Below are 18,380 nucleotides of genomic sequence, written 5' to 3'. Positions count from 1 at the left end.
GGGTGACGGATCAAGAGTCTGCGTAGCCCGGATGGAGCGCACCGCAATCCGGGATTCTGCGTAATCTGGTGAGCGGCCCCGGATTTCGCTTTCGCTCCATCCGGGCCACGGGCAGTGAACCTACCGCGTCGGCGCCGTCGCATCCGCGGCCGGCTGCGTGCGACCGCCGCCGCGCATCCGCGCCAAGAGCTCCGCCGTCGGCCAGGAGTCCGCGGGCAGGCCGTATTTCATTTGCATCGCTTTCACCGCGCTGCGGCTCGCCTGGCCGAGCACGCCGTCGATCTTGCCGACGTCATAGCCGGCGCGCGCCAGCAATCCCTGCAGCTCTTTGATCTCGCCAAACGGCAATTGCGCGACCGGGGCGTGCGGCCGCTGCATCGGCGGCGCGCCGGCGATGCGGCCGGCGAGATAGCCGGCGGTGGTCGAATAGATCAGCGAGTTATTCCATTCGGTGTAGGCGGCGAAATTCGGGTAGGCGAGGAACGCCGGGCCCATCCGGCCCATCGGCAGCAGCAGCGAGGCCGGCAACTCGTCATTGGCGAGCGGCTTGCCGTCGCTCAAGGTGACGCCGAGCGCGACCCATTTCGAGCGCGGCAGCTTGATGGTGAGGTCGGCCTGGTCCCAGGGGAAGTTCGCGAAATTCGCGGCCTGCGGCACGCGCACCTCCTGTAGCCACGGCTCGCCGCGCCGCCACTTCAATCCGTTGGCGATGTAGTTCGCGGTCGAGCCGATCACGTCGGGCCCGCTCTGCAACAAATTGCGATGGCCGTCGCCGTCATAGTCGACCGCATAGTTGAAATAATGCGTCGGCAGGAATTGCGTCTGGCCGAGCTCGCCGGCCCAGGAGCCGATCATCTCGTCGGGCGAGAGATCGCCGCGCTCGATGATCTTCAGCGCCGCGATGGTCTCGCCCTGGAACATCTCCGAGCGGCGGCAGTCATAGGCCAGCGACACCAGCGATTTCAGCGTCGGCAGATTGCCCATCTGGGCGCCGAAATCGCTCTCCAGTCCCCAGAACGCGGCGATCACCGCCGGCGGCACGCCGTACTCCTTCTCGGCGCGCGCGAACGCGGCCGCGTAGGTTCGGATGTATTGCTGGCCCTGCTGCATGCGGTAGTTCGCGGCCATGCGGCCGGCGAACTGGGTGAAGATCTGCCCGAACACGCGCTGGCCGCGGTCGCGGTTGACGATACCCTGGTCGTAGACGAGGTAGGGCGCGGCCTCCGCGATCGTACGCTGCGACACGCCGGCGGCGACCGCCTTCTGCTTCAGCTCGGCAAGGAAGCGATCAAAGCTCTGTCCGTTGTGGCAGGACGCGGCCCGCGGCGAAGCCACCGCGGCCGGGCGCGCCCGAACCGGGGCGGCGCCTGCGGGATTGGGCAGCGGCTGCTGTGCCAAGGCCAGCTGGGAGAGCGCCAGCGCGCCTGCGATCGCTGCAAACATGATCGGGGCGCGGAGGGGAGATGCTGGCATCGATGTCACCGGCTGGGGAAGGGAAATGGCCCAAACTGCATACACCAGGGCGATACCGGGCAACAACAACGGGGGAGGGCCTGTTAGACCAATTGGGCTTCGGCAGGTTGATTGGCCGCCGCTATGATCGGCCAAGTGATTCGCGGGCAGGGGTGTCGGCGGATCGATTACGCCCGGAGGGACCCATGTGGAGTTTTCTCGAGCGTCTGTTGGATTCGTCGACATTTTCGCCACACGGCATCTGCCTGTGGTGGGAGCCGGAACTGATCTGGCTCCATGTGATTTCAGACGCACTGATTGCCGCTTCCTATTTCTCGATCCCGTTTGCGCTGGCGATCCTGGTTTCCAAGCGGCGCGATTTCCAGTTCGGCTGGATGGCCTGGCCGTTCGCCACCTTCATCCTCGCCTGCGGCCTCACCCACGTGTTCTCGATCTACACGCTATGGGTGCCGATCTACGGCCTCGAGGGGCTGCTCAAGGCGCTGACCGCGGTCGCCTCGATCTTCACCGCGGTGCTGCTGTGGCCGCTGATCCCGAAGATCCTGGCGATCCCGAGCGAGGCGCAGCTGCGCGAGGCGCATGTCGCGCTCGCCGAGGAAGGACGGCAGCGCCAGCGTTCGGAATTCCTGCTCGAGCGGTTCCGCGAGGCCGAGGCCAATGAGAGCAAGATCCGCCAGGCGCAGAAAATGGAAGCGGTCGGCCAGCTCACCGGCGGCATCGCGCACGACTTCAACAACATCCTCACCGTCATCACCGGCACCATCGACATCCTGTCCGATGCGGTGACCCACAACCGGCAGCTGACCGAGATCACCGGGTTGATCCGCGACGCCGCCGATCGCGGCGCCTCGCTGACGCGGCATCTGCTGGCGTTCGCCCGCAAGCAGCCGCTGCAGCCGAGCGACGTCGATGTCAACGCGCTGATGGTCGACACCATCGAGCTGCTGCGCCCGACCATCGGCGACCATGTCGACATCGATTTCCACCCTGCGCCCAATCTGCCGCGCGCGCTGGTCGATTCCAATCAGCTCGTCACCGCGATCATCAATTTGGCGCTGAACGCCCGCGATGCGATGCCGAAGGGCGGCCGGCTCCGGATCGAGACCCGCACCGCCGAGTTGAAGCCTTCGGACGTGCACGGCCATGACGGGCTCGCCGCCGGCGACTATGTCGCAATCGCGCTGATCGACAACGGCCAGGGCATCGCGGAGGCCGATCTGGCAAAGGTGTTCGAGCCGTTCTTCACCACCAAGGATGTCGGCAAGGGCACCGGTCTTGGGCTCAGCATGGTCTACGGCTTCGTCAAGCAGTCCAACGGCCACATCACGCTCGACAGCGAGGTCGGTCGCGGCACCAGGGTGATGCTCTATCTGCCGCGCGCAGTGGCGGTCTCGCCGGCCGCGGTGCCCGAGCGGCGGCAGCCGGACGTGCGCGGCGCGCAGGAGATCGTGCTTGTCGTCGAGGACGACAGACTGGTGCGCTCCTACGTGCTGACGCAGATCGAGAGCCTCGGCTACACGGCGCTGTCGGCCAACAACGGCTCTGAAGCGCTCGCCGTGCTCGACAGCGGCGCGCCGATCGATCTGTTGTTCACCGACGTCATCATGCCCGGCGCGATGAACGGGCGCGATCTCGCCACCGAGGCGCAGAAGCGCCGCCCCCGGCCTGCGCGTGCTGTTCACGTCGGGCTACACCGATGACGCCATCGACCAGGACGGCAAGCTGGAGCAGGGCATCCTGTTCCTGGCCAAGCCCTACAGCCGCGCCCAGCTCGCGCGCATGCTGCGGTTTGCGCTGCGCGAGGAGGAAACCGCGCTCCCGCAGCAGGAGCCGGCGGAGTAGGCACGATGCCGTAGCCCGGATGAAGCGAAGCGCAATCCGGGATCTGCTCCGCGGTGGAATTACCCCGGATTTCGCTGCGCTCCATCCGGGGCTACAGTCGACTACCGGTAGGATGACCAATCGTTAATCCGCGCCGCGTCGCTGCGACGCACGCGTTCCCCTTGCGACGTCAGCGGCGAAATCCCTACCTCAGCGGCGTCGATTGTGGCAGCATTCCACCTGCCGTCAGGGAACCACGATGAACTATTTTCGTACCGCGCTCCTGCTTGCCGGCCTCACCGCCCTGTTCATGGGGGTCGGCTATCTGATCGGCGGTGGCACCGGCGCCGTGATCGCGCTGATCGTCGCGGCTGCGACAAATCTGTTCGCTTACTGGAATTCCGATCGCATGGTGCTGTCGATGTACGGCGCCCATCAGGTCGATGCGCGCTCGGCGCCTGAACTCCATAACCTTGTCGCCGAGCTCGCCCAGCGCGCGAACCTGCCGATGCCGCGCGTGTTCGTGATGGACGAGGCGCAGCCCAACGCGTTCGCGACCGGCCGCAATCCGGAGAATGCGGCGGTCGCCGTCACGTCAGGACTGATGCAGCAACTCAGCCGCGAGGAACTCGCCGGCGTGATCGCGCACGAGCTCGCGCATATCAAGCACCACGACACGCTGACCATGACGATCACGGCGACGATCGCCGGTGCGATCTCGATGCTGGCGCAGTTCGGCATGTTCTTCGGCGGCAACCGCAACAACAACGGCCCCGGCATCATCGGCTCGATCGCGATGATGATCCTGGCGCCGCTCGGCGCCATGCTGGTGCAGATGGCGATCAGCCGCACCCGCGAATATGCCGCCGACAACTACGGCGCGCGCATCGTCGGCCAGCCGATGTGGCTGGCGTCCGCGCTCGCCAAGATCGAGAACGCTTCGCATCAGGTGCCGAACATGGAGGCCGAGCGCAATCCGGCCACCGCGCACATGTTCATCATCAACCCGCTGTCGGGCCACGGCGTCGACAATCTGTTCGCCACCCATCCCTCGACCGCGAACCGCATCGCCGCGCTCCAGCAACTCGCCGCCGAGCTCGGCACCCAGACCGCGCCGCGTCCGGCCGGCACTCCGCCGCGCAGCCCATGGGGCGGATCGCAGGGCTCATCAAGCCCGCGCGGTCCTTGGGGTTAAGCTCCCGGCGCCGCAGATGCGGGCGAGGTCACGCTTTTGCCGTCAGCACCACGTCGTCCATGACCAGCGCGTCGATGCCGGACTTGCGGAACGTGACGATCGCATCCATGGGGGTGCAGACGATCGGCTCGCTGTCATTGAAGGACGTGTTGACGACAAGCGGCACACCGGTCTTGGCATGGAAGCAGGAGATCAGTTCGTGAAAGCGCGGATTTGATCTGCGGCTGACGATCTGCACCCGGGCGCTGCCGTCGCGATGCACGACCGCCGGGATCAGATCGCGCCGATCCGACTTGACTGGACATGCAAACAGCATGAATGCATGACTGGCCGTCGGCGCGCCGATCTCGAACCATTCCTCGGCGTGCTCGGCCAGCACGCTCGGCGCGAACGGCCGGAAATCCTCCCGGTGCTTGACCTTCTGATTGAGGATGTCGCGCATGTCCGGCCGCCTGGGATCGGCGAGCAGGGAGCGGTTGCCCAGCGCGCGTGGTCCGAACTCCATGCGGCCCTGGAACCAAGCGACGATCTTGCCGCCGGCGATCATCTCGGCGGCATCGCGCGCCGGAGATTTGCTGCGCGTTGCCTTGAGCCCGGCCGACTTGACCGCTGCCAGAATCTCGCGCTGCTTGAACGCGGGGCCGAGATACGGCGTATCGTTGCCGCGCTCGGGTGGACGCTTGTGCTTCGCGCAATGCACGGCAAAGGCAGCGCCGATCGCCGTGCCCGCGTCATGCGGCGCGGACGGGATGAACACATTCTTGAATTCGCCGGAACGCCTGACCCGATCGTTGGTCACGCAATTGAGCGCGACGCCTCCGGCAAGGCACAGATTGTCCGATGGCACCCTGCGCTTGAGACGCCGGACGGCAGCGATGACCGCGGCATCCGTCGCCTCCTGCAACGCCGCCGCCATGTCGGCGTGCCGCGGCAGGATTTCGCCGTCTTCATAGCGCGCCGGGCCGAACACGGCTTCCATTCGCGCGTAGCGCTCCGGGCTGTTGCCGAGATAGGCCGGCGACACACCATAGTTCACCTCGTCGGAACGCATGATCGACTGGAACTGCCGACGATAGACCTCCGGATCGCCGTAGGCCGCCAGGCCCATGACTTTCGACGCATCGTAATGCGAGAAGCCGAGATAGCCGCTGAACACCTCCCAGATGAAGCCGATCGAGTGCGGATATTCGAAGGTCTCGACAGTATGGATGCGACTGCCGGTGGCCTTCGCCAGCGAGGTGCCGGCGGTCTCGCCGATTCCGTCGATGGTCAGGATCGCCGCGCGGTCGAAGCCCGACGGGAAGTAGGCGGATGCAGCGTGCGCCATGTGATGGGGCACGAAATGCAGTCGCTGCCGCAGCGAGCGTCCAAGCAGGTCGTCGATGGCGCCCGGCACCTGACCGAGCCGGAGCCGAAAGGTCTCCTCCAGCCGCGGATCCCACCATTCGGCGCGATACCGCTTGCGACGCTGAGCGGGATCGAACGAGTAGGCGACGTGGTCGATATCGCGCGTGGTGAGTCCGGCGTGGTTCAGGCAGAACCGGATCGCGCGTTCGGGGAGTTGATGCGGGTTGTCGAACTCGGCCGGCTTGCCGTGCTTGATGCGGTTGAACCGCTCTTCCTCGACAGCCACGACGAGCCTGCCGTCAACCAGCAGCGCGGCGGCGGACTCGTGATACACCGAGTTGATCCCGAGGATGTTCACCAGCGTCTCCCCCTGCGCCTGGAGCCGTCTTCCGCTCCGATCACATCGGAACGGAGCAAACGGCGCAAGCTGTCCGGAATAGTAAGGCGGTATCGAGGCCGCGCATTGGAGGCCAAAAGCCGCAGTTCGATCCGCGCGAAACGCGCTATGCGCTCGCAGCGTCCAGCCGTTCGACCTGGACCTTGCTCAACTCGAGCCTGGTCGCTGCGACCAGCGTTGCGACCTGCTCGGGCCTGGTCGCGCTGGCAATCGGCGCGGTGATCGAGGGTTTTGCCATCAGCCAGGCGAGCGCGACCGCGGCAGGCTCGGCGCGGGTTTCCGCGGCGACCTCATCGAGGCCGGCCAGGATGCGCAGGCCGCGCGGATTCATGTATTTTGGAATGCTGCGTGCGCCGCGCGGGCTCTTGGCGAAGTCGGCCTCCGAGCGATATTTGCCGGTGAGGAAGCCGGCGGCCAGCGAGAAGAACGTGATCACGCCGACGTGGTTGTCCTCGCAAACCTGTTGCAGCGCGCCTTCGTAGCTCGACCGTTCCGCCAGGCTGTATTCGGGCTGCATGCTCTCGTAGCGGGGCAGTCCGTTCGCCTTGGAGATATCGAGGGCCGCCTTGAGCCGCGCCGGCGAGAAGTTCGATGCGCCGATCGCCCTGACCTTGCCGGCCTTGATCAGTTTATCGTAGGCCGCGAGCGTCTCTTCCTGCGGCGTCGTCTCATCGTCCTTATGCGACTGGTAGAGGTCGATGAAATCGGTCTGCAACCGACGCAGCGAGTCCTCAACCGCACGCGCGATATAGTCCGGCTTCAGCCCGACATTGCCGCCGCCCATGTCCATGCCGACCTTGGTGGCGAGGATGACGCGGTCGCGGTTGCCGCGCGTCTTCATCCATTTGCCGATGATGGTCTCGGACTCGCCGCCGCTGTGGCCCGGCACCCAGCGCGAATACACGTCCGCCGTATCCAGGAATGTCAGCCCCTGATCCAGCACGGTGTCGAGCAGCCGGAACGACGAGGCCTCGTCCACCGTCCAGCCGAACACGTTGCAGCCGAAGCACAAGGGAGGGACGGTGAGGCCGGAACGGCCGAGCGCACGATGCTTCATGAGTGTTGTTTCTCTTGTTATCAACGGGAGGCGCGCGAGACTGCGGCAGATTGCCGTTGTTTGCAAGACGCCGAGGCCGTGCCTCAGGTCAGGCGCGCTGCCCCTCCGGGCCGTGTCGGGCATGCATGGTCCGTCGCGCAGGAATGCGATTTCATTTGCACGATGTTTGATGTAGATTGCCCGGCGAGCTGCCACCGGTCACGCCGAATTCCGGAGAATGCGCGGCAGCGTCAATGGCCATCGGCAGGCCTTATGGTCTCATTTTCAGTACGAATAATCTTCTGCCTGGGCCGCGCCTGGGTCAGTGCCATTTTCATTCCAGCCAAATGGAGCAATTGCCATGCATTTCTGCTTCTCTGGTGAATACACCCCGCGTTCTCTCAACAACATCATGGAAAACCCGGGGACCAACCGGTACGAGGCCGCGAAGAAGCTGATCGAGACGGCCGGCGGCAAATTGATTTCGATGTACAGCACGGCGGCCGACGGTCCCGGCGTGATGGTGATCTTCGACGTGCCGGATCCAAGCTTCGCACCCGCGATCAGCGGCGTGGTCGTGGCGGCCGGCGCGATGCAGAATGTACGGCTGGTGCGGCTCTTCACCCAGGATGAGATCAAGGTGGTGCGTCAGCACGCAAGCAAGCTCAAGGGCGTCTACTCGCCGCCCGGCAGCTGACACGGCGGACGATCAGAACCGCAAGTGACCTGACGACTGCTGTCACTCTCGCGCGGCGGCGCTGTCCAGCGTGCCGCGCGGAGACGGGGGCCGTTGCGCGCCACTGATCCGGGGCGCGGTCAACGGATGGGCAGTAGCTCAGGCGGATGTCGTGCGCGCCTGCCGGCTCGCAAAGCCCCGGCTGGTTGTGCCGTCGCATGACGTCCGCCGCCTCGTACGGCAAGCCAGGTCCGCCGACGGATCCTGGCCGCGAGCAACGCGCGTGGTCGATAACGAGACTTGCCGGAAAAATCTGTCGCGTTCCGTGAAATGAAGTAAAGAGTGCGGTGTATGAATAGACGTTGCTGGTAAGTGCTGGCGGTCGATGCCGCGCACGCCAAATCCTTCCTCGCCGCCCATGGGGTCCGCTTCCAGGAAGACGACCGGCCGCAGATCAGCGGCACCGCCTGCCGCGCGCACCGCGCCGCCAGCATCTCGGCGCGCGTCACATGCCTGCAACAATGACCGACTAGTTGCTGCAACGGTCAGTATTCCCGCTGTCGTTGTCAGCCTGCGGTTCGCGGTCAATCCTTGTCCAGAACCATGCTCATCCTGCGGGGCACGCTCGTGCCCTCGTTCGGGCTGCTGATCCTGTCGCCGGCGCCGGGCCGCGCTCAAGACGCCAACTTTCGCAATCCGGAACAGGCGCCGCCGTCATGGGCGCAGTTCGCCAAGCTGGTCAAATACCGGTTCGAGGAATGGATCGCGGCCGACGAGACCGTCGCCAATCGCTTCCGCAACTGGGTGATCGAGCATTCCGGCAAGGAGAACGGGCCGCCGCCGACGCTCGTGGTGCGCGCCTGGCTCAATCCGGACGGCACCGTCGAGCGCGTCGCGTTTCCCGCCTTCAATGACGCCGGCGCGACTGAGGACCTGCGCACCATCCTGAAGCGCGGCAATGTCGGCGAGGCACCGCCGCCGGAGATGTTGCAGCCGCTCAATTTGCGCTTCTCGCTCAATCTGCGCAAGCCCTGAGCGTCTTTCCCCGGTCCGCATCTCCTCGTCCTTTCGGGGAGGCGCCAACGGTCATCATCCCCCGTCATTCCGGGGCTCGCGAAGCGAGAGCCCGGAATCCATCGCACCGCATGTTTCGTGGATGAATGGATTCCGGGCTCAGCCCTTTGGGCTGCCCCGGAATGACGAGGGAAAAGAGGCGCGCCCCTAGCATTCAGCGGGATGGATTGCTTCGCTTCGCTCGCAATGACGGTTACAATTACGACCAGTAACAAATGGAGATACAACTCCAATGGCCAAACAACAATCCGATCACTCGCGCCGCACCTTCGTTTGCACCGCGATCGCGGGACTTCCTGCGACACTCCTGCTGCGCAGTGCCTCCGCCTCCGACAAGATGACAAAGCCGCAGGCCGAGTATCAGGACACGCCGAACGGCATCTATTCCTGCGGCCTGTGCACGCTGTTCGTCGCGCCCGACGGCTGCAAGGTGGTGGAGGGCGCCATCAGCAAGGACGGCTGGTGCAAGGCCTTCGCTCCGGTGGATTGAGCGTAGGTGCCGTAGGGTGGGCAAAGGCGCGGTTGCGCCATGCCCACCATCAAGCGCACTGCTTGCGATGGTGGGCACGCTGCCGCTTTGCCCACCCTACGCTTTACGTTCGCCTACAATTCCCGCGCATTCGAGAACGCGAACGACGACACCCGCCGCGTGGTCTCGTCGAGGATCAGAGTGCGGGTGATCGGCGGCTCGGCGCGCTGGCTGCAATTCTCACGCTCACAGAGCCGGCAGTTGACGCCGATCGGTGTGCCCTCGATCTTTTCCAGGTCCATGCCCGTCGCATAGACGAGCTTGGCCGCATGGCGGATCTCGCAGCCGAGCCCGATCGCAAAGCGCGGCTGCGGCTGCGGATAGGGCGCCACCGGCCGGCGCACCATCTGCGCGATCGAGAAATAGCGTGTGCCGTCGGGCAGCTCGATCACCTGGCTGAGCAGGCGGTCCGGCATGTCGAAGGTGGAATGCACGTTCCAGAGCGGGCAGGTGCCGCCGAACTTGGAGAACGGGAAGGTGCCGGAGGAAAACCGCTTCGACACGTTGCCGGCATTGTCGACGCGCAGCAGGAAGAACGGCACGCCGCGCGCGTTCGGCCGCTGCAGCGTGGTGAGGCGGTGGCACACCTGCTCGAAGCCGGCATTGAAGCGCTGCGCCAGCACATGGACGTCGTAGCTCAGCGCCTCGGCGGCGAAATGAAATGCCTGGTAGGGCATCATCGCGGCCGCCGCGAAGTAGTTGGCGAGCGTGATGCGGTAGAGCCGGCGCGCGGTGTCGTCGAGCGGGCCGGCGCGGCCGACGATGGCGTCGATCGCGGCGCCGCATTCGACAAAGCCGATCTGCAGCGCAAGCTGGAAGCTGCGGCCGGAACCGTCGACGAGCTCGGAGATCAAGAGTTGCCGGCGATGCCGATCGAAACGGCGCAGCGTCTCGCGCATCACGTCGACCGGCATCACGCGGCAGACGATCGAATGCTTTTCCCGCAGCCGCGTGGCAAGGGCGGTGAACAGGCCTTCGGTCGGCACGTTGAGCTCGTCGCGCAGAGTTTCCGCCGCGGTCTCGAGCTCCGGAAAATAATTGCGGTTGGCCTCGATCAAATCGCGTACCCGCTCGATCGGGTTGGCGTCGAACTGCGAGCCCTCGCGGTCGGCCATCTGTGCCGCCACCAGCGTCTCGCCGCGGCGCGCCTCGGTGTAGGCGGCATAGAGCCGCTGCAACGCGTGCGTCACGCCGGGGCAGAGCTCGGCGAGGTCGCGCAGCTCCTGCTTCGGCAGGTCGATCTGGCGAAACAGCGGATCGGAGAAGATCTCGTTGAGCTCAGCGAAGAAGCGGTCCTCGTCGGCGGTGGCAAGATCGCGCAGGTCGAGGTCGTAGGTCTCGGCCAGCCGCAACAGGATCTGCGCCGTCACCGGGCGCTGGTTGCGCTCGATCAGGTTGACGTAGGACGGCGAGATGCCGAGCCCCTCGGCGATCTGGGTCTGCGACAGTCCCAATTGCTGGCGAATCCGTCGGAACCGCGGGCCGACGAACAGCTTCTTCCCGGACTCGCCCGGCATGGCAGCCTTCCTGACCTATGTTGTGACAACATTTACAAATCGACATTTATTACAAGTTCAGATGTTACATGACATCACCAATAAAAAACAAGGCATCTATACGAGCTTCGCCTTTGGCGTTTATCTCCCGACACGCACTTCGCGATGCTCTGTCAAGAATGTCGATGCGAGCATGCTGCGGGGATCAGAATTCAGGCGGCTGGGCCAAGGCAGCCTTACTTTTTGAAGGAGACTGATGATGAGCAAGGGCAGCAATTTCTGGGTGATCGGCGGCGAGTTCGGCTCGATGAACTTCCACAAGCTCGTCGAAGGCTCGGCTCAGGTCCGCGGTCCGTTCAAGACCCGCAAGGAAGCCGAAGAGTGCTGGAAGGAAGTCTCAGAAGAGAGCCGCCACAAGGCCGGCGTGCGCTTCTCGATCGTCGAGGAGCCGTCGCGGGTTTCGGCGTAACGGCCAAAATCACCAGAGCTAAGAAAACGTCCAAGGACGGCGGCCCCATCCGGTTCATCCGGGTGGGGTCGACCGTTTTTGGAACACTGCCAGGGGCTTTTGATCTGGGGATAAGTCGCCGCCTAAGTGCTTGGGAACCAACGTCCTTTGCGGACGTCATGGTTGCTGATAGGTTAATGATTTGGGAAACCCCGTCAGCACGAGGCCGCAAGGCATGTCCGATCCGCAGAACACCGGTAGCGAGGCGCGCGAGATGCGGCCGACGCTGCGAGAGGCGCTGCGGCGGGCGCGGATCGAGGCGGCCGACCGCACCGGCGTCGTCGTCGAATTGCGCGATGCCGAGGTGGCGCGGCTCGAGATCCTCAACGATGCGCTCGATCCGCTGTTCGCGCAGGTGCCGGAGAAGGTCGATCTGTTCGACCGCGGCATCAGCCAGGGCGAGACGCCGCGGCTGTGGATCGACGTCGTCGCCCATGTGCTGATGGGGCGCGACAAGCGAATCTACCGCTTCGTGCAGGACACCCGTTTTGGCCGCATCGTGCTCGCCGAATCGCACGACGTGGCTGCAATCGTCGATGCGGTCACCGACTATGTCGCGCGCCGCATGATCGAGCGCGAGCATGCGATGGTGGCAACGCCGCTGCCGCTCGCCGAGCCGCCGGCGCCGCCGCCCATGCCGGTGGCGCCGCCGAAGCGTCGCGGCGGGATGGGCACGTTCGTGCTCGGCTTCGTCCTGGGCGCGCTCGCGCTGTTCGGTCTCGCGCTGCTGGCGAGCTTGCAGAACTACTGAAGCATGATCCGGAAAAGCGCGAAGCGGTTTTCCCTCGCGACAAACGCGGAACGCGTTTGCGCGGAGATCATGCTCAAATAATGGAAGGGGCTGGGGCATCGTGGTCATAACACCCGCCTCGGCATTTTTCGGCATGCTGGCCGCGGCCGCGGTGGTCGGCAGCGCCGTGCTGTTCGGCAAGTGGCAGACGTTGCGCCGCGCCGAATACATCCGCACCTTCAAATGGCCGGCGGGCCTGTTGGCCCGTCTGGAGAAGCATCACCCCGGCTTCTCCCGCAAGGACAGCGCGCTGGTGTCGCGTGGCCTGCGCCAGTTCTTCCTCGCGCATCTGATGAGCGGCAAGCGCTATGTCTCGATGCCGTCGCAGGCGGCCGACGACCTCTGGCACGAATTCATTCTCTACACCCGCGAATACGACGCGTTCTGCCGCCGCGCCTTCGGCACCTTCCTGCATCACACGCCGGCCGTTGTGCTGGTGAAGGAGCGGCGTAGGAGCAACGAGGGGCTGCGGCGGGTCTGGTGGTATTGCTGCAAATACGAGAACATCGATCCGGTCCGGCCGACGCGACTGCCGCTGCTGTTCGCGCTCGATGCCAAGCTGAACATTCCGGGCGGCTTCGTCTATCACACCGATTGCGAGGCGCTGCGCCGCAGCGGCATCGGCGCCGACACACCCTACTGCGGCGGCGATTTCTCGGACTCATCGATCGATGGATCGTCTGCTGGCTTTGGCGATGCCGGCAGCGACGGCAGTGGCGGCGGCGAAGGCGGTGGCCACGGCGGTGATGGAGGCGGCGACGGTGGTGGCGGCGGCGATAGCGGAGGCGGCTGCGGCGGTGGTTGCGGCGGCGGTGGCGGGGATTAGGACAAGCGTATCTGCTTGATCTCGCGAATGCCGTCGTGATTGCCGAGTCCGCGTACGGTCTGCTCGCAGCGCCAGCCATTGCCGTCGCGCTCGATCGCGAACAAATTGTAGGCCGCCGCCGGATAGTGCTTGCGCGCCAGCGCCGATGCCGACGGCACGCCGATCGCCGGGATCTTCCGCTCCGGGCCGTCGAACCACATCGTCGAATGGACGTGGTCGTGGCCGTGCAGCACCAGCTCGACGCCGTGCCGCTTGAGCAGCGCCAAGAGCTGATGCGAATCGGTCAGCCGCTTGGCGCGGCCGTCGGAGTGCAGCGGGTGATGTACCAGCAGGACGCGGAAGGCATCCTCCCGCGACAGCTGCGCGAGGATCGCATCGAGCGCTGTGAGCTGGGCATGGCCGAGCCAGCCGGTCGCCATCAGCGGCGGTGTCGGCACCGCCGAGGAGACGCCGATCAGCGCCACCGGGCCGCGGCGTCGCACGAACGGAAAATGCGTCGTGGCGCCATCGGCATCGCCGCGCAGATAGTCGCCGAAGTGACTGATAAAGCGATGCCGCGTCGCGCGCACATAGGCGTCGTGATTGCCGGGGACCACGGTGACATCCGCGGCGCCACCGATGCCCTCCAGCCACTGCCGCGCCGGATTGAACTCGGCATCGAGCGCCAGGTTGACGAGGTCGCCGGTGACGGCGACATGGTCCGGCTGCTGCGCCTGCATGTCCGACACCAGTGCGTCGAGCACGTCGCGGCGGTGGTATTTGTGACGGTTGCGCGTCCAGTTCAAATAGCCGAAGGCGCGCTTGCCGGCGAGATCGCGCAGCCGCGCTGCCGGCAGCGGCGGCAGATGCGGGTCCGACAGATGCGCGAGACGGAACGCCGCCATCAGGCAATTTCCTTCGGATTGTCCGCGAAAAGTGGCCGGCAGCCGGTCATGTCGTGCTATCCCGAACGTCGTACCCTGTATTGGCAAGAGCTGCGCGGCCGCGCAAGGATCAAGTCAAGGATCAATGCAAGGATCAAAGCACGGATCAAACGCCATGATGTCGAGGGTTCAGTGACGATCCTGCTGGATTTACGCAAGCGCTACGAGCCGCAGATCAGGTGGGTGTTTCATTTCTACTGGCGGTTGGTCCGCAGCATGACGCTCGGCGTCCGTGCCGTGGTGCTCGATGCCGACAACAAGGTATTCCTGGTCAAGCACAGCTACGTCCACGGCTGGTATCTGCCCGGCGGCGGGGTCGAGGTCGGCGAGAGCTTTATCGAATCGCTGCGGCGCGAGCTGGAGGAGGAGGGGCGGATCGAGCTCACTGGCGAGCCGGTGCTGCACGGCATCTTCCACAACAGCCACGTCTCGCCGCGCGATCACGTCGCGGTCTATGTGGTCAGGAACTACCGCCAGGACCGGCTGCCGGAGCCGAATCGCGAGATCGTGGCCTGCGGGTTCTTCGATCCGGCCGATCTGCCTGAGGAGACCACCCCCGGGACGCGGCTGCGGATCGCGGAGGTGCTCGAGGGCAGGCCGCCGCCGGCGACATGGCGGTGATGTCGCCGACGGCGACGTGGCGGTGATGGACCGCGCCCGCGCCAGATGCTATCCCGCGCCCCACAATGACCGAACTGTCCCTGACCATCCTGCCCGAGACCCCGAAAGACGCCCAGGCGATCGAGCGCCTGCACGAGCGTACCTTCGGGCCCGGCCGCTTCGTGCTCAGCGCCTACCGGCTGCGCGAGCATGTCGATCATCTGCTCGATGTCTCGTTCACGGCCCGGATCGGCACGCTGCTGGTCGGCTCGGTGCGTCAGCTGCCGGTCACGATCGGCGATACGCCGGCCCTGATGCTCGGGCCGTTGACGGTGGAGCCGCCGTTCCGCAGCCGCGGCGTCGGCCGTGCGCTGCTTGAGCGTGCGATCAATGATGCCCGTGCCAAGGGCCACCGGCTGATCGTGCTGGTCGGCGACGAGCCGTATTACGCGCGGGTCGGCTTCAAGCCGGTGCCGAAGGGGCGGATGACGATGCCGGGCCCGGTCGACTACAGTCGTCTGCTTGTCATGGAACTGGTCGACGGCGCGTTCGAGGGCGTGTCGGGCCCGATCCAGCCGGACTGGAGCAAGGCGATCTGATGTTCCCGCTGATGTCGCGGGAACGGTTGCACGCTCTCGGAAACTGAAGCACAGTTGAGGCAAGCGCCGGGACAAGACCGGCGCATGTCATATCAACAGGGAGAGTGCGCGCCATGATCAAGGTCAGTGTGATGTATCCGAACAATCCAGGCGCACGCTTTGATCACGACTATTATCGCGACAAGCACATGCCCCTGGTGAAGGCGCGGCTCGGCGACGCCTGCAAATACTACACCGTCGACAAGGGTCTTGCCGGTGGCGCGCCGGGGCAACCCGCAACCTATGTCGGGATGTGCCACATCTTCTGCGACTCGGTTGAGGCCTTCGGGGCCGCCATGGGCAAGCACGCCCAGGAGATCATGGGCGACATTCCGAATTACACTGATCTGCAGCCGGTGATCCAGATCAGCGAAGTCGTCGTCGGGCACTGAGGCCTGTATCGCCGAGGGCCTGTAGCCCGGATGAAGCCAACGGGTCGCGCGAATGCGCGCCCGATGACAGGCTCCGCGAAATCCGGGAACAGTCCTACCGCGTGTGCAGCCTTCCCGGATTGCGCTTCGTTCCATCCGGGCTACACGACCGTGATCCCTCTGCCGCTGACGGCAGAGGGATTCGCTTGTCTCAGAACTTCAAGTTCGCAAAAGCCCGCACGCCGAGGCCCGGCATCAGCACCTCGTCCTTGGTGTAGGACACCGAGTTGCGGATGTTCTGGTTGAGCAGGTTGTTGCCGACCAGCCCAAGCGTCATCTCGCGCGCGCCGATCCAAGACGAAGTCAGCTTGGTGTTGTAGGTCACCTCCGCGTTCAAGAGGTTGTAGCCTGCGGTCGGGGTCTCGCCGATGACAGCGATGTCGTTTTGCGCGAAGGCGTGCACCAGGTTGACGCGGGTGAACCAGTTGCTGTCGCGCCAGTAGACGCCGCCGCCGAGCCGTACCGGTGGAATCCGCGGCACGTTGCTGCCGTCGGTGAAGGTGGCGCGCACCACGTCGAACTGGTTCTCGATGCCCCAGATGCCGCCGTTGAGCGGGCCGATGTCGAGCTGGCTCTGGAATTCGGCGCCGCGGAAGGTCGCGTCACGCTGCGAATAGACCGCCTGGCGCGCCTCGTTGTCGGGATCGCCATTGCCGCAGGAATCGAAATCCCCGCCGCACATCACGCCGGTCAGGCGGCGATAGATGAAATTGTTGAAGCGGGTGTAGTAGGCGGTGGCCTCGAAACGGAACGGTCCGGTCGCCTTGCGCAGGCCGATCTCGACCGATTTCGCGGTCTCGATGGTCAGGTTCGGATTGCCGATGTCGAAGGTCGCGGTCGCATCATGCGCGCCGCGCGAGAACAACTCGGCGGGCTTCGGCGCACGCTCGACATATTGCGCGGTGATGCTGCCGACGAGATCGCCGGGCAGGTTCTGGATCAACCCGACGCTGCCGCTGACCGGCGTGTAGGACGGATTGCGTGACACCGAACTCTGCGGCGCGCCGTCGGGCAGGAAATCCGCGGGGAAATCCGGCGTCGATCCGTGCAGCTCGACATGCTCGATGCGGCCCGCGATCTGCGCTTTTGTCGTATCCGTGAACTTGAACTCGTTGAACACGTAACCGGCAACGCGGTTGTTGTTGTTCGGGCTCCAGAGGCCGTTGAACAGCGCGCCCGGATCGTCCGGGCTCGGCGCGGTCAGCTCCTGATGTCCGGCCTGCAAACCGACCGCTGTCGTCACCGTGGCGAAGCGTGCGTTGAACGGCATCATCTGCACCTCGACGCGGGCTTCCTGCTCCTTGTTGGTGAAGGTCTGGCGCACGCCGTCGCTGGTCAGGTCGGCCGGATCGGCAAGCCCGAGCTCGTTGTGACGATAGTCGGTGGCGCCGACCCAGAACCGCACGGCGTCGATCGCAGCCGCATCGGGCCGGTACTCGCCCTTGACGGCGATCTTGGTCTGGTGCGCGTCGATCCTTGTCTGGTGATCGGCGCCGTCGATGCCGGGGATGTGGTAGAGCGAGTCGTTCTGGGTGATCGCCGCGCCGATATAGCCGCCCTGGAAGAAATAGGACGCGCCGACCGAGGCGCCGTCCGACTGCGTCGCCGAATTCGGCTGGCGACCGCCCACCGGCCGGGTCTGGTCGAACAGATACGGATAGCTCGGAATGCTGTAGTCGCTGGTGGTGCGGCCATAGACGTCGGCATGCACCGCGACATTGTTGCCGCCGGCATCCAGCAGCATGCCGCCTTCCACGCCGCGATTGACCGAGCTGAACGACGTGCGGGTCTCGACATTGAGGCAGGCGGGGCCCCCGGCATCGGCCAGCGGCGCCTTCACCGGCAGTCCATAAGTCTGGAACGGCGTCGCCGCGCAGGTCGGCATCGCGTCGGGAATCCGGTTGTTGGTGGCGCTGACCACGCCGCCGATCGAGGTCGAGCCGTAGCGCAGCGCAGCAGGTCCCCGCACCACCTCGATCTGGTTGGTCGAGAACGGATCGATCGGGACGAAATGATCTTCGCCGAGATCCGAAACGCCGCCGCCGCCGAGACCATTCTCGACGATGCCGACACGGTTGACGTCGAGGCCGCGGATGATCGGCCGGCTCGATGCGCCGGGCGCAAAGCTCGAACCGGTGATGCCGGGCTTCGAGAACAGGAGATCGCCGAGCGTGGCGCCGCCGGAGCGCCGCAGCTCCTCGTTCGGGACCACGGTGACGGTCGCGAACTGGTCGGTGACGACGGGCAGCACACCCTGCTGCGGCGCCGGTGCCGTTGCGACAGGCGCCGGTTGCGCGGCGGCAGCGCGTTCGCGGATGCGGCTCGGCGCGGCGCGGACTGCGCGGGTCGGCGTGCGTGTCGGCACGGTGCGGTGGCGCTGGATCGGGCTCGGCGCCGTCACGGTGATGTCAGGCAGTTGCGTCGCCGGCGGGTCGTCGGCCAGTGCGGCGCCATGCATTGCGCCGAGCAGCAGCCAGCTCGCGCCTCCGATGTGGAGTGCTCGTTTCGTCTGAAGTGTCATTGTCCTGGTCCAGCGCCGTCGAAATGACGGATCGATTCCGATTTGCCCTGTTGGAACCGGCCGTCATCGTGACGCGGCGTCCGCTCAGGGCGTGCAGCA

The 18,380-nt window shown here is 65.4% G+C and carries 20 protein-coding genes; 14 read left to right on the top strand and 6 right to left on the bottom strand.

The features are described from left to right. Positions 1-120 precede the first annotated feature (120 nt). A complete protein-coding gene (locus ACVW17_RS36825) occupies positions 121-1,443 on the bottom strand; it encodes a lytic murein transglycosylase (RefSeq protein ID WP_456799023.1) in 1,323 nt (440 codons plus the stop codon). A 215-nt stretch (positions 1,444-1,658) separates the two neighbouring features. Between ACVW17_RS36825 and ACVW17_RS36820 the strand changes: the two genes are divergently transcribed. From ACVW17_RS36820 to htpX, 3 genes are all read left to right on the top strand, one after another. Then, on the top strand, positions 1,659-3,173 hold the full coding sequence (locus ACVW17_RS36820) for an ATP-binding protein (protein ID WP_456798794.1): 1,515 nt from the start codon (positions 1,659-1,661) through the stop codon (positions 3,171-3,173). Beyond that, complete coding sequence (locus ACVW17_RS36815) at positions 3,145-3,315, top strand: hypothetical protein (RefSeq protein WP_456798793.1); 171 nt, start codon at positions 3,145-3,147, stop codon at positions 3,313-3,315. Before ACVW17_RS36820 ends, ACVW17_RS36815 begins: the two co-directional genes overlap by 29 nt. A 238-nt stretch (positions 3,316-3,553) precedes the next feature. After that, positions 3,554-4,489, top strand: a complete 936-nt coding sequence (htpX, locus tag ACVW17_RS36810) for a zinc metalloprotease HtpX (RefSeq protein ID WP_456798792.1) — start codon at positions 3,554-3,556, stop codon at positions 4,487-4,489. Between the two features lie 28 nt (positions 4,490-4,517). On the opposite strand, the gene ACVW17_RS36805 is transcribed toward htpX, so the two are convergent. Both ACVW17_RS36805 and ACVW17_RS36800 read right to left on the bottom strand, forming a co-directional pair. Continuing rightward, a complete protein-coding gene (locus tag ACVW17_RS36805) occupies positions 4,518-6,194 on the bottom strand; it encodes a carbamoyltransferase family protein (protein WP_456798791.1) in 1,677 nt (558 codons plus the stop codon). 145 nt (positions 6,195-6,339) lie between these two features. Continuing rightward, positions 6,340-7,290, bottom strand: a complete 951-nt coding sequence (locus tag ACVW17_RS36800) for an aldo/keto reductase (protein WP_456798790.1) — start codon at positions 7,288-7,290, stop codon at positions 6,340-6,342. A 340-nt stretch (positions 7,291-7,630) separates the two neighbouring features. Between ACVW17_RS36800 and ACVW17_RS36795 the strand changes: the two genes are divergently transcribed. The 4 genes from ACVW17_RS36795 to ACVW17_RS36780 all read left to right on the top strand — a co-directional run bounded on the left by ACVW17_RS36795 (position 7,631) and on the right by ACVW17_RS36780 (position 9,509). After that, a complete protein-coding gene (locus ACVW17_RS36795; protein ID WP_456749670.1) occupies positions 7,631-7,966 on the top strand; it encodes a GYD domain-containing protein in 336 nt (111 codons plus the stop codon). A 351-nt stretch (positions 7,967-8,317) separates the two neighbouring features. Beyond that, positions 8,318-8,470, top strand: a complete 153-nt coding sequence (locus ACVW17_RS36790; protein ID WP_456798789.1) for a hypothetical protein — start codon at positions 8,318-8,320, stop codon at positions 8,468-8,470. Between the two features lie 78 nt (positions 8,471-8,548). Beyond that, positions 8,549-8,980 carry a hypothetical protein gene (locus tag ACVW17_RS36785; protein WP_456798788.1) on the top strand — a complete coding sequence of 144 codons (432 nt, stop codon included), beginning with the start codon at positions 8,549-8,551 and terminating at the stop codon, positions 8,978-8,980. A 271-nt stretch (positions 8,981-9,251) separates the two neighbouring features. Further along, positions 9,252-9,509 (top strand): high potential iron sulfur protein, encoded by a 258-nt coding sequence (locus tag ACVW17_RS36780; RefSeq protein ID WP_456798787.1) that lies wholly within the window; start codon positions 9,252-9,254, stop codon positions 9,507-9,509. 113 nt (positions 9,510-9,622) lie between these two features. Here ACVW17_RS36780 and ACVW17_RS36775 read toward each other — a convergent pair whose 3' ends face one another. Beyond that, positions 9,623-11,065 (bottom strand): helix-turn-helix domain-containing protein, encoded by a 1,443-nt coding sequence (locus ACVW17_RS36775; protein WP_456798786.1) that lies wholly within the window; start codon positions 11,063-11,065, stop codon positions 9,623-9,625. On the opposite strand from ACVW17_RS36775, the gene ACVW17_RS36770 reads away from it, so the two are divergent. From ACVW17_RS36770 to ACVW17_RS36755, 4 genes are all read left to right on the top strand, one after another. Beyond that, positions 11,064-11,291: a hypothetical protein gene (locus ACVW17_RS36770; RefSeq protein WP_456798785.1), complete on the top strand. Its 228-nt coding sequence runs from the start codon at positions 11,064-11,066 to the stop codon at positions 11,289-11,291. The genes ACVW17_RS36775 and ACVW17_RS36770 overlap by 2 nt on opposite strands. Positions 11,292-11,303: 12 nt before the next feature. Further along, positions 11,304-11,513, top strand: a complete 210-nt coding sequence (locus tag ACVW17_RS36765; RefSeq protein ID WP_016839740.1) for a DUF4170 domain-containing protein — start codon at positions 11,304-11,306, stop codon at positions 11,511-11,513. A gap of 214 nt (positions 11,514-11,727) precedes the next feature. Continuing rightward, on the top strand, positions 11,728-12,303 hold the full coding sequence (locus ACVW17_RS36760; RefSeq protein WP_456798784.1) for a hypothetical protein: 576 nt from the start codon (positions 11,728-11,730) through the stop codon (positions 12,301-12,303). 100 nt (positions 12,304-12,403) lie between these two features. Then, positions 12,404-13,168 carry a glycine-rich domain-containing protein gene (locus ACVW17_RS36755; protein ID WP_456798783.1) on the top strand — a complete coding sequence of 255 codons (765 nt, stop codon included), beginning with the start codon at positions 12,404-12,406 and terminating at the stop codon, positions 13,166-13,168. Here ACVW17_RS36755 and ACVW17_RS36750 read toward each other — a convergent pair. After that, a complete protein-coding gene (locus ACVW17_RS36750; protein WP_456798782.1) occupies positions 13,165-14,052 on the bottom strand; it encodes a metallophosphoesterase family protein in 888 nt (295 codons plus the stop codon). The two genes, ACVW17_RS36755 and ACVW17_RS36750, sit on opposite strands and share 4 nt — an antisense overlap. Before the next feature lie 171 nt (positions 14,053-14,223). On the opposite strand from ACVW17_RS36750, the gene ACVW17_RS36745 reads away from it, so the two are divergent. From ACVW17_RS36745 to ACVW17_RS36735, 3 genes are all read left to right on the top strand, one after another. Continuing rightward, a complete protein-coding gene (locus ACVW17_RS36745) occupies positions 14,224-14,712 on the top strand; it encodes an NUDIX domain-containing protein (RefSeq protein WP_456749663.1) in 489 nt (162 codons plus the stop codon). A 65-nt stretch (positions 14,713-14,777) separates the two neighbouring features. Next, positions 14,778-15,290, top strand: coding sequence for a GNAT family N-acetyltransferase (locus tag ACVW17_RS36740; protein WP_050387376.1), 513 nt, complete (start codon positions 14,778-14,780; stop codon positions 15,288-15,290). A gap of 113 nt (positions 15,291-15,403) precedes the next feature. Beyond that, complete coding sequence (locus ACVW17_RS36735; protein WP_076867107.1) at positions 15,404-15,721, top strand: EthD family reductase; 318 nt, start codon at positions 15,404-15,406, stop codon at positions 15,719-15,721. Between the two features lie 190 nt (positions 15,722-15,911). Here the strand turns inward: ACVW17_RS36735 and ACVW17_RS36730 are convergent, their stop codons facing one another. Beyond that, positions 15,912-18,281 carry a TonB-dependent receptor gene (locus tag ACVW17_RS36730; protein ID WP_456798781.1) on the bottom strand — a complete coding sequence of 790 codons (2,370 nt, stop codon included), beginning with the start codon at positions 18,279-18,281 and terminating at the stop codon, positions 15,912-15,914. Between the last annotated feature and the right edge of the window lie 99 nt (positions 18,282-18,380).

It is taken from the genome of Bradyrhizobium sp. USDA 4473, from assembly GCF_054063335.1.
This window is presented reverse-complemented; position numbering and strand designations above follow the sequence as displayed.

Coding starts and splice junctions, on each gene's coding strand:
- ACVW17_RS36825 (WP_456799023.1), bottom strand. CDS start 1,443: ATGTTTGCAGCGATCGCAGGCGCGCTGGCGCTCTCCCAGCTGGCCTTG.
- ACVW17_RS36820 (WP_456798794.1), top strand. CDS start 1,659: ATGTGGAGTTTTCTCGAGCGTCTGTTGGATTCGTCGACATTTTCGCCA.
- htpX (WP_456798792.1), top strand. CDS start 3,554: ATGAACTATTTTCGTACCGCGCTCCTGCTTGCCGGCCTCACCGCCCTG.
- ACVW17_RS36800 (WP_456798790.1), bottom strand. CDS start 7,290: ATGAAGCATCGTGCGCTCGGCCGTTCCGGCCTCACCGTCCCTCCCTTG.
- ACVW17_RS36795 (WP_456749670.1), top strand. CDS start 7,631: ATGCATTTCTGCTTCTCTGGTGAATACACCCCGCGTTCTCTCAACAAC.
- ACVW17_RS36785 (WP_456798788.1), top strand. CDS start 8,549: ATGCTCATCCTGCGGGGCACGCTCGTGCCCTCGTTCGGGCTGCTGATC.
- ACVW17_RS36780 (WP_456798787.1), top strand. CDS start 9,252: ATGGCCAAACAACAATCCGATCACTCGCGCCGCACCTTCGTTTGCACC.
- ACVW17_RS36770 (WP_456798785.1), top strand. CDS start 11,064: ATGGCAGCCTTCCTGACCTATGTTGTGACAACATTTACAAATCGACAT.
- ACVW17_RS36775 (WP_456798786.1), bottom strand. CDS start 11,065: ATGCCGGGCGAGTCCGGGAAGAAGCTGTTCGTCGGCCCGCGGTTCCGA.
- ACVW17_RS36765 (WP_016839740.1), top strand. CDS start 11,304: ATGAGCAAGGGCAGCAATTTCTGGGTGATCGGCGGCGAGTTCGGCTCG.
- ACVW17_RS36760 (WP_456798784.1), top strand. CDS start 11,728: ATGTCCGATCCGCAGAACACCGGTAGCGAGGCGCGCGAGATGCGGCCG.
- ACVW17_RS36750 (WP_456798782.1), bottom strand. CDS start 14,052: ATGGCGGCGTTCCGTCTCGCGCATCTGTCGGACCCGCATCTGCCGCCG.
- ACVW17_RS36740 (WP_050387376.1), top strand. CDS start 14,778: ATGACCGAACTGTCCCTGACCATCCTGCCCGAGACCCCGAAAGACGCC.
- ACVW17_RS36735 (WP_076867107.1), top strand. CDS start 15,404: ATGATCAAGGTCAGTGTGATGTATCCGAACAATCCAGGCGCACGCTTT.
- ACVW17_RS36730 (WP_456798781.1), bottom strand. CDS start 18,281: ATGACACTTCAGACGAAACGAGCACTCCACATCGGAGGCGCGAGCTGG.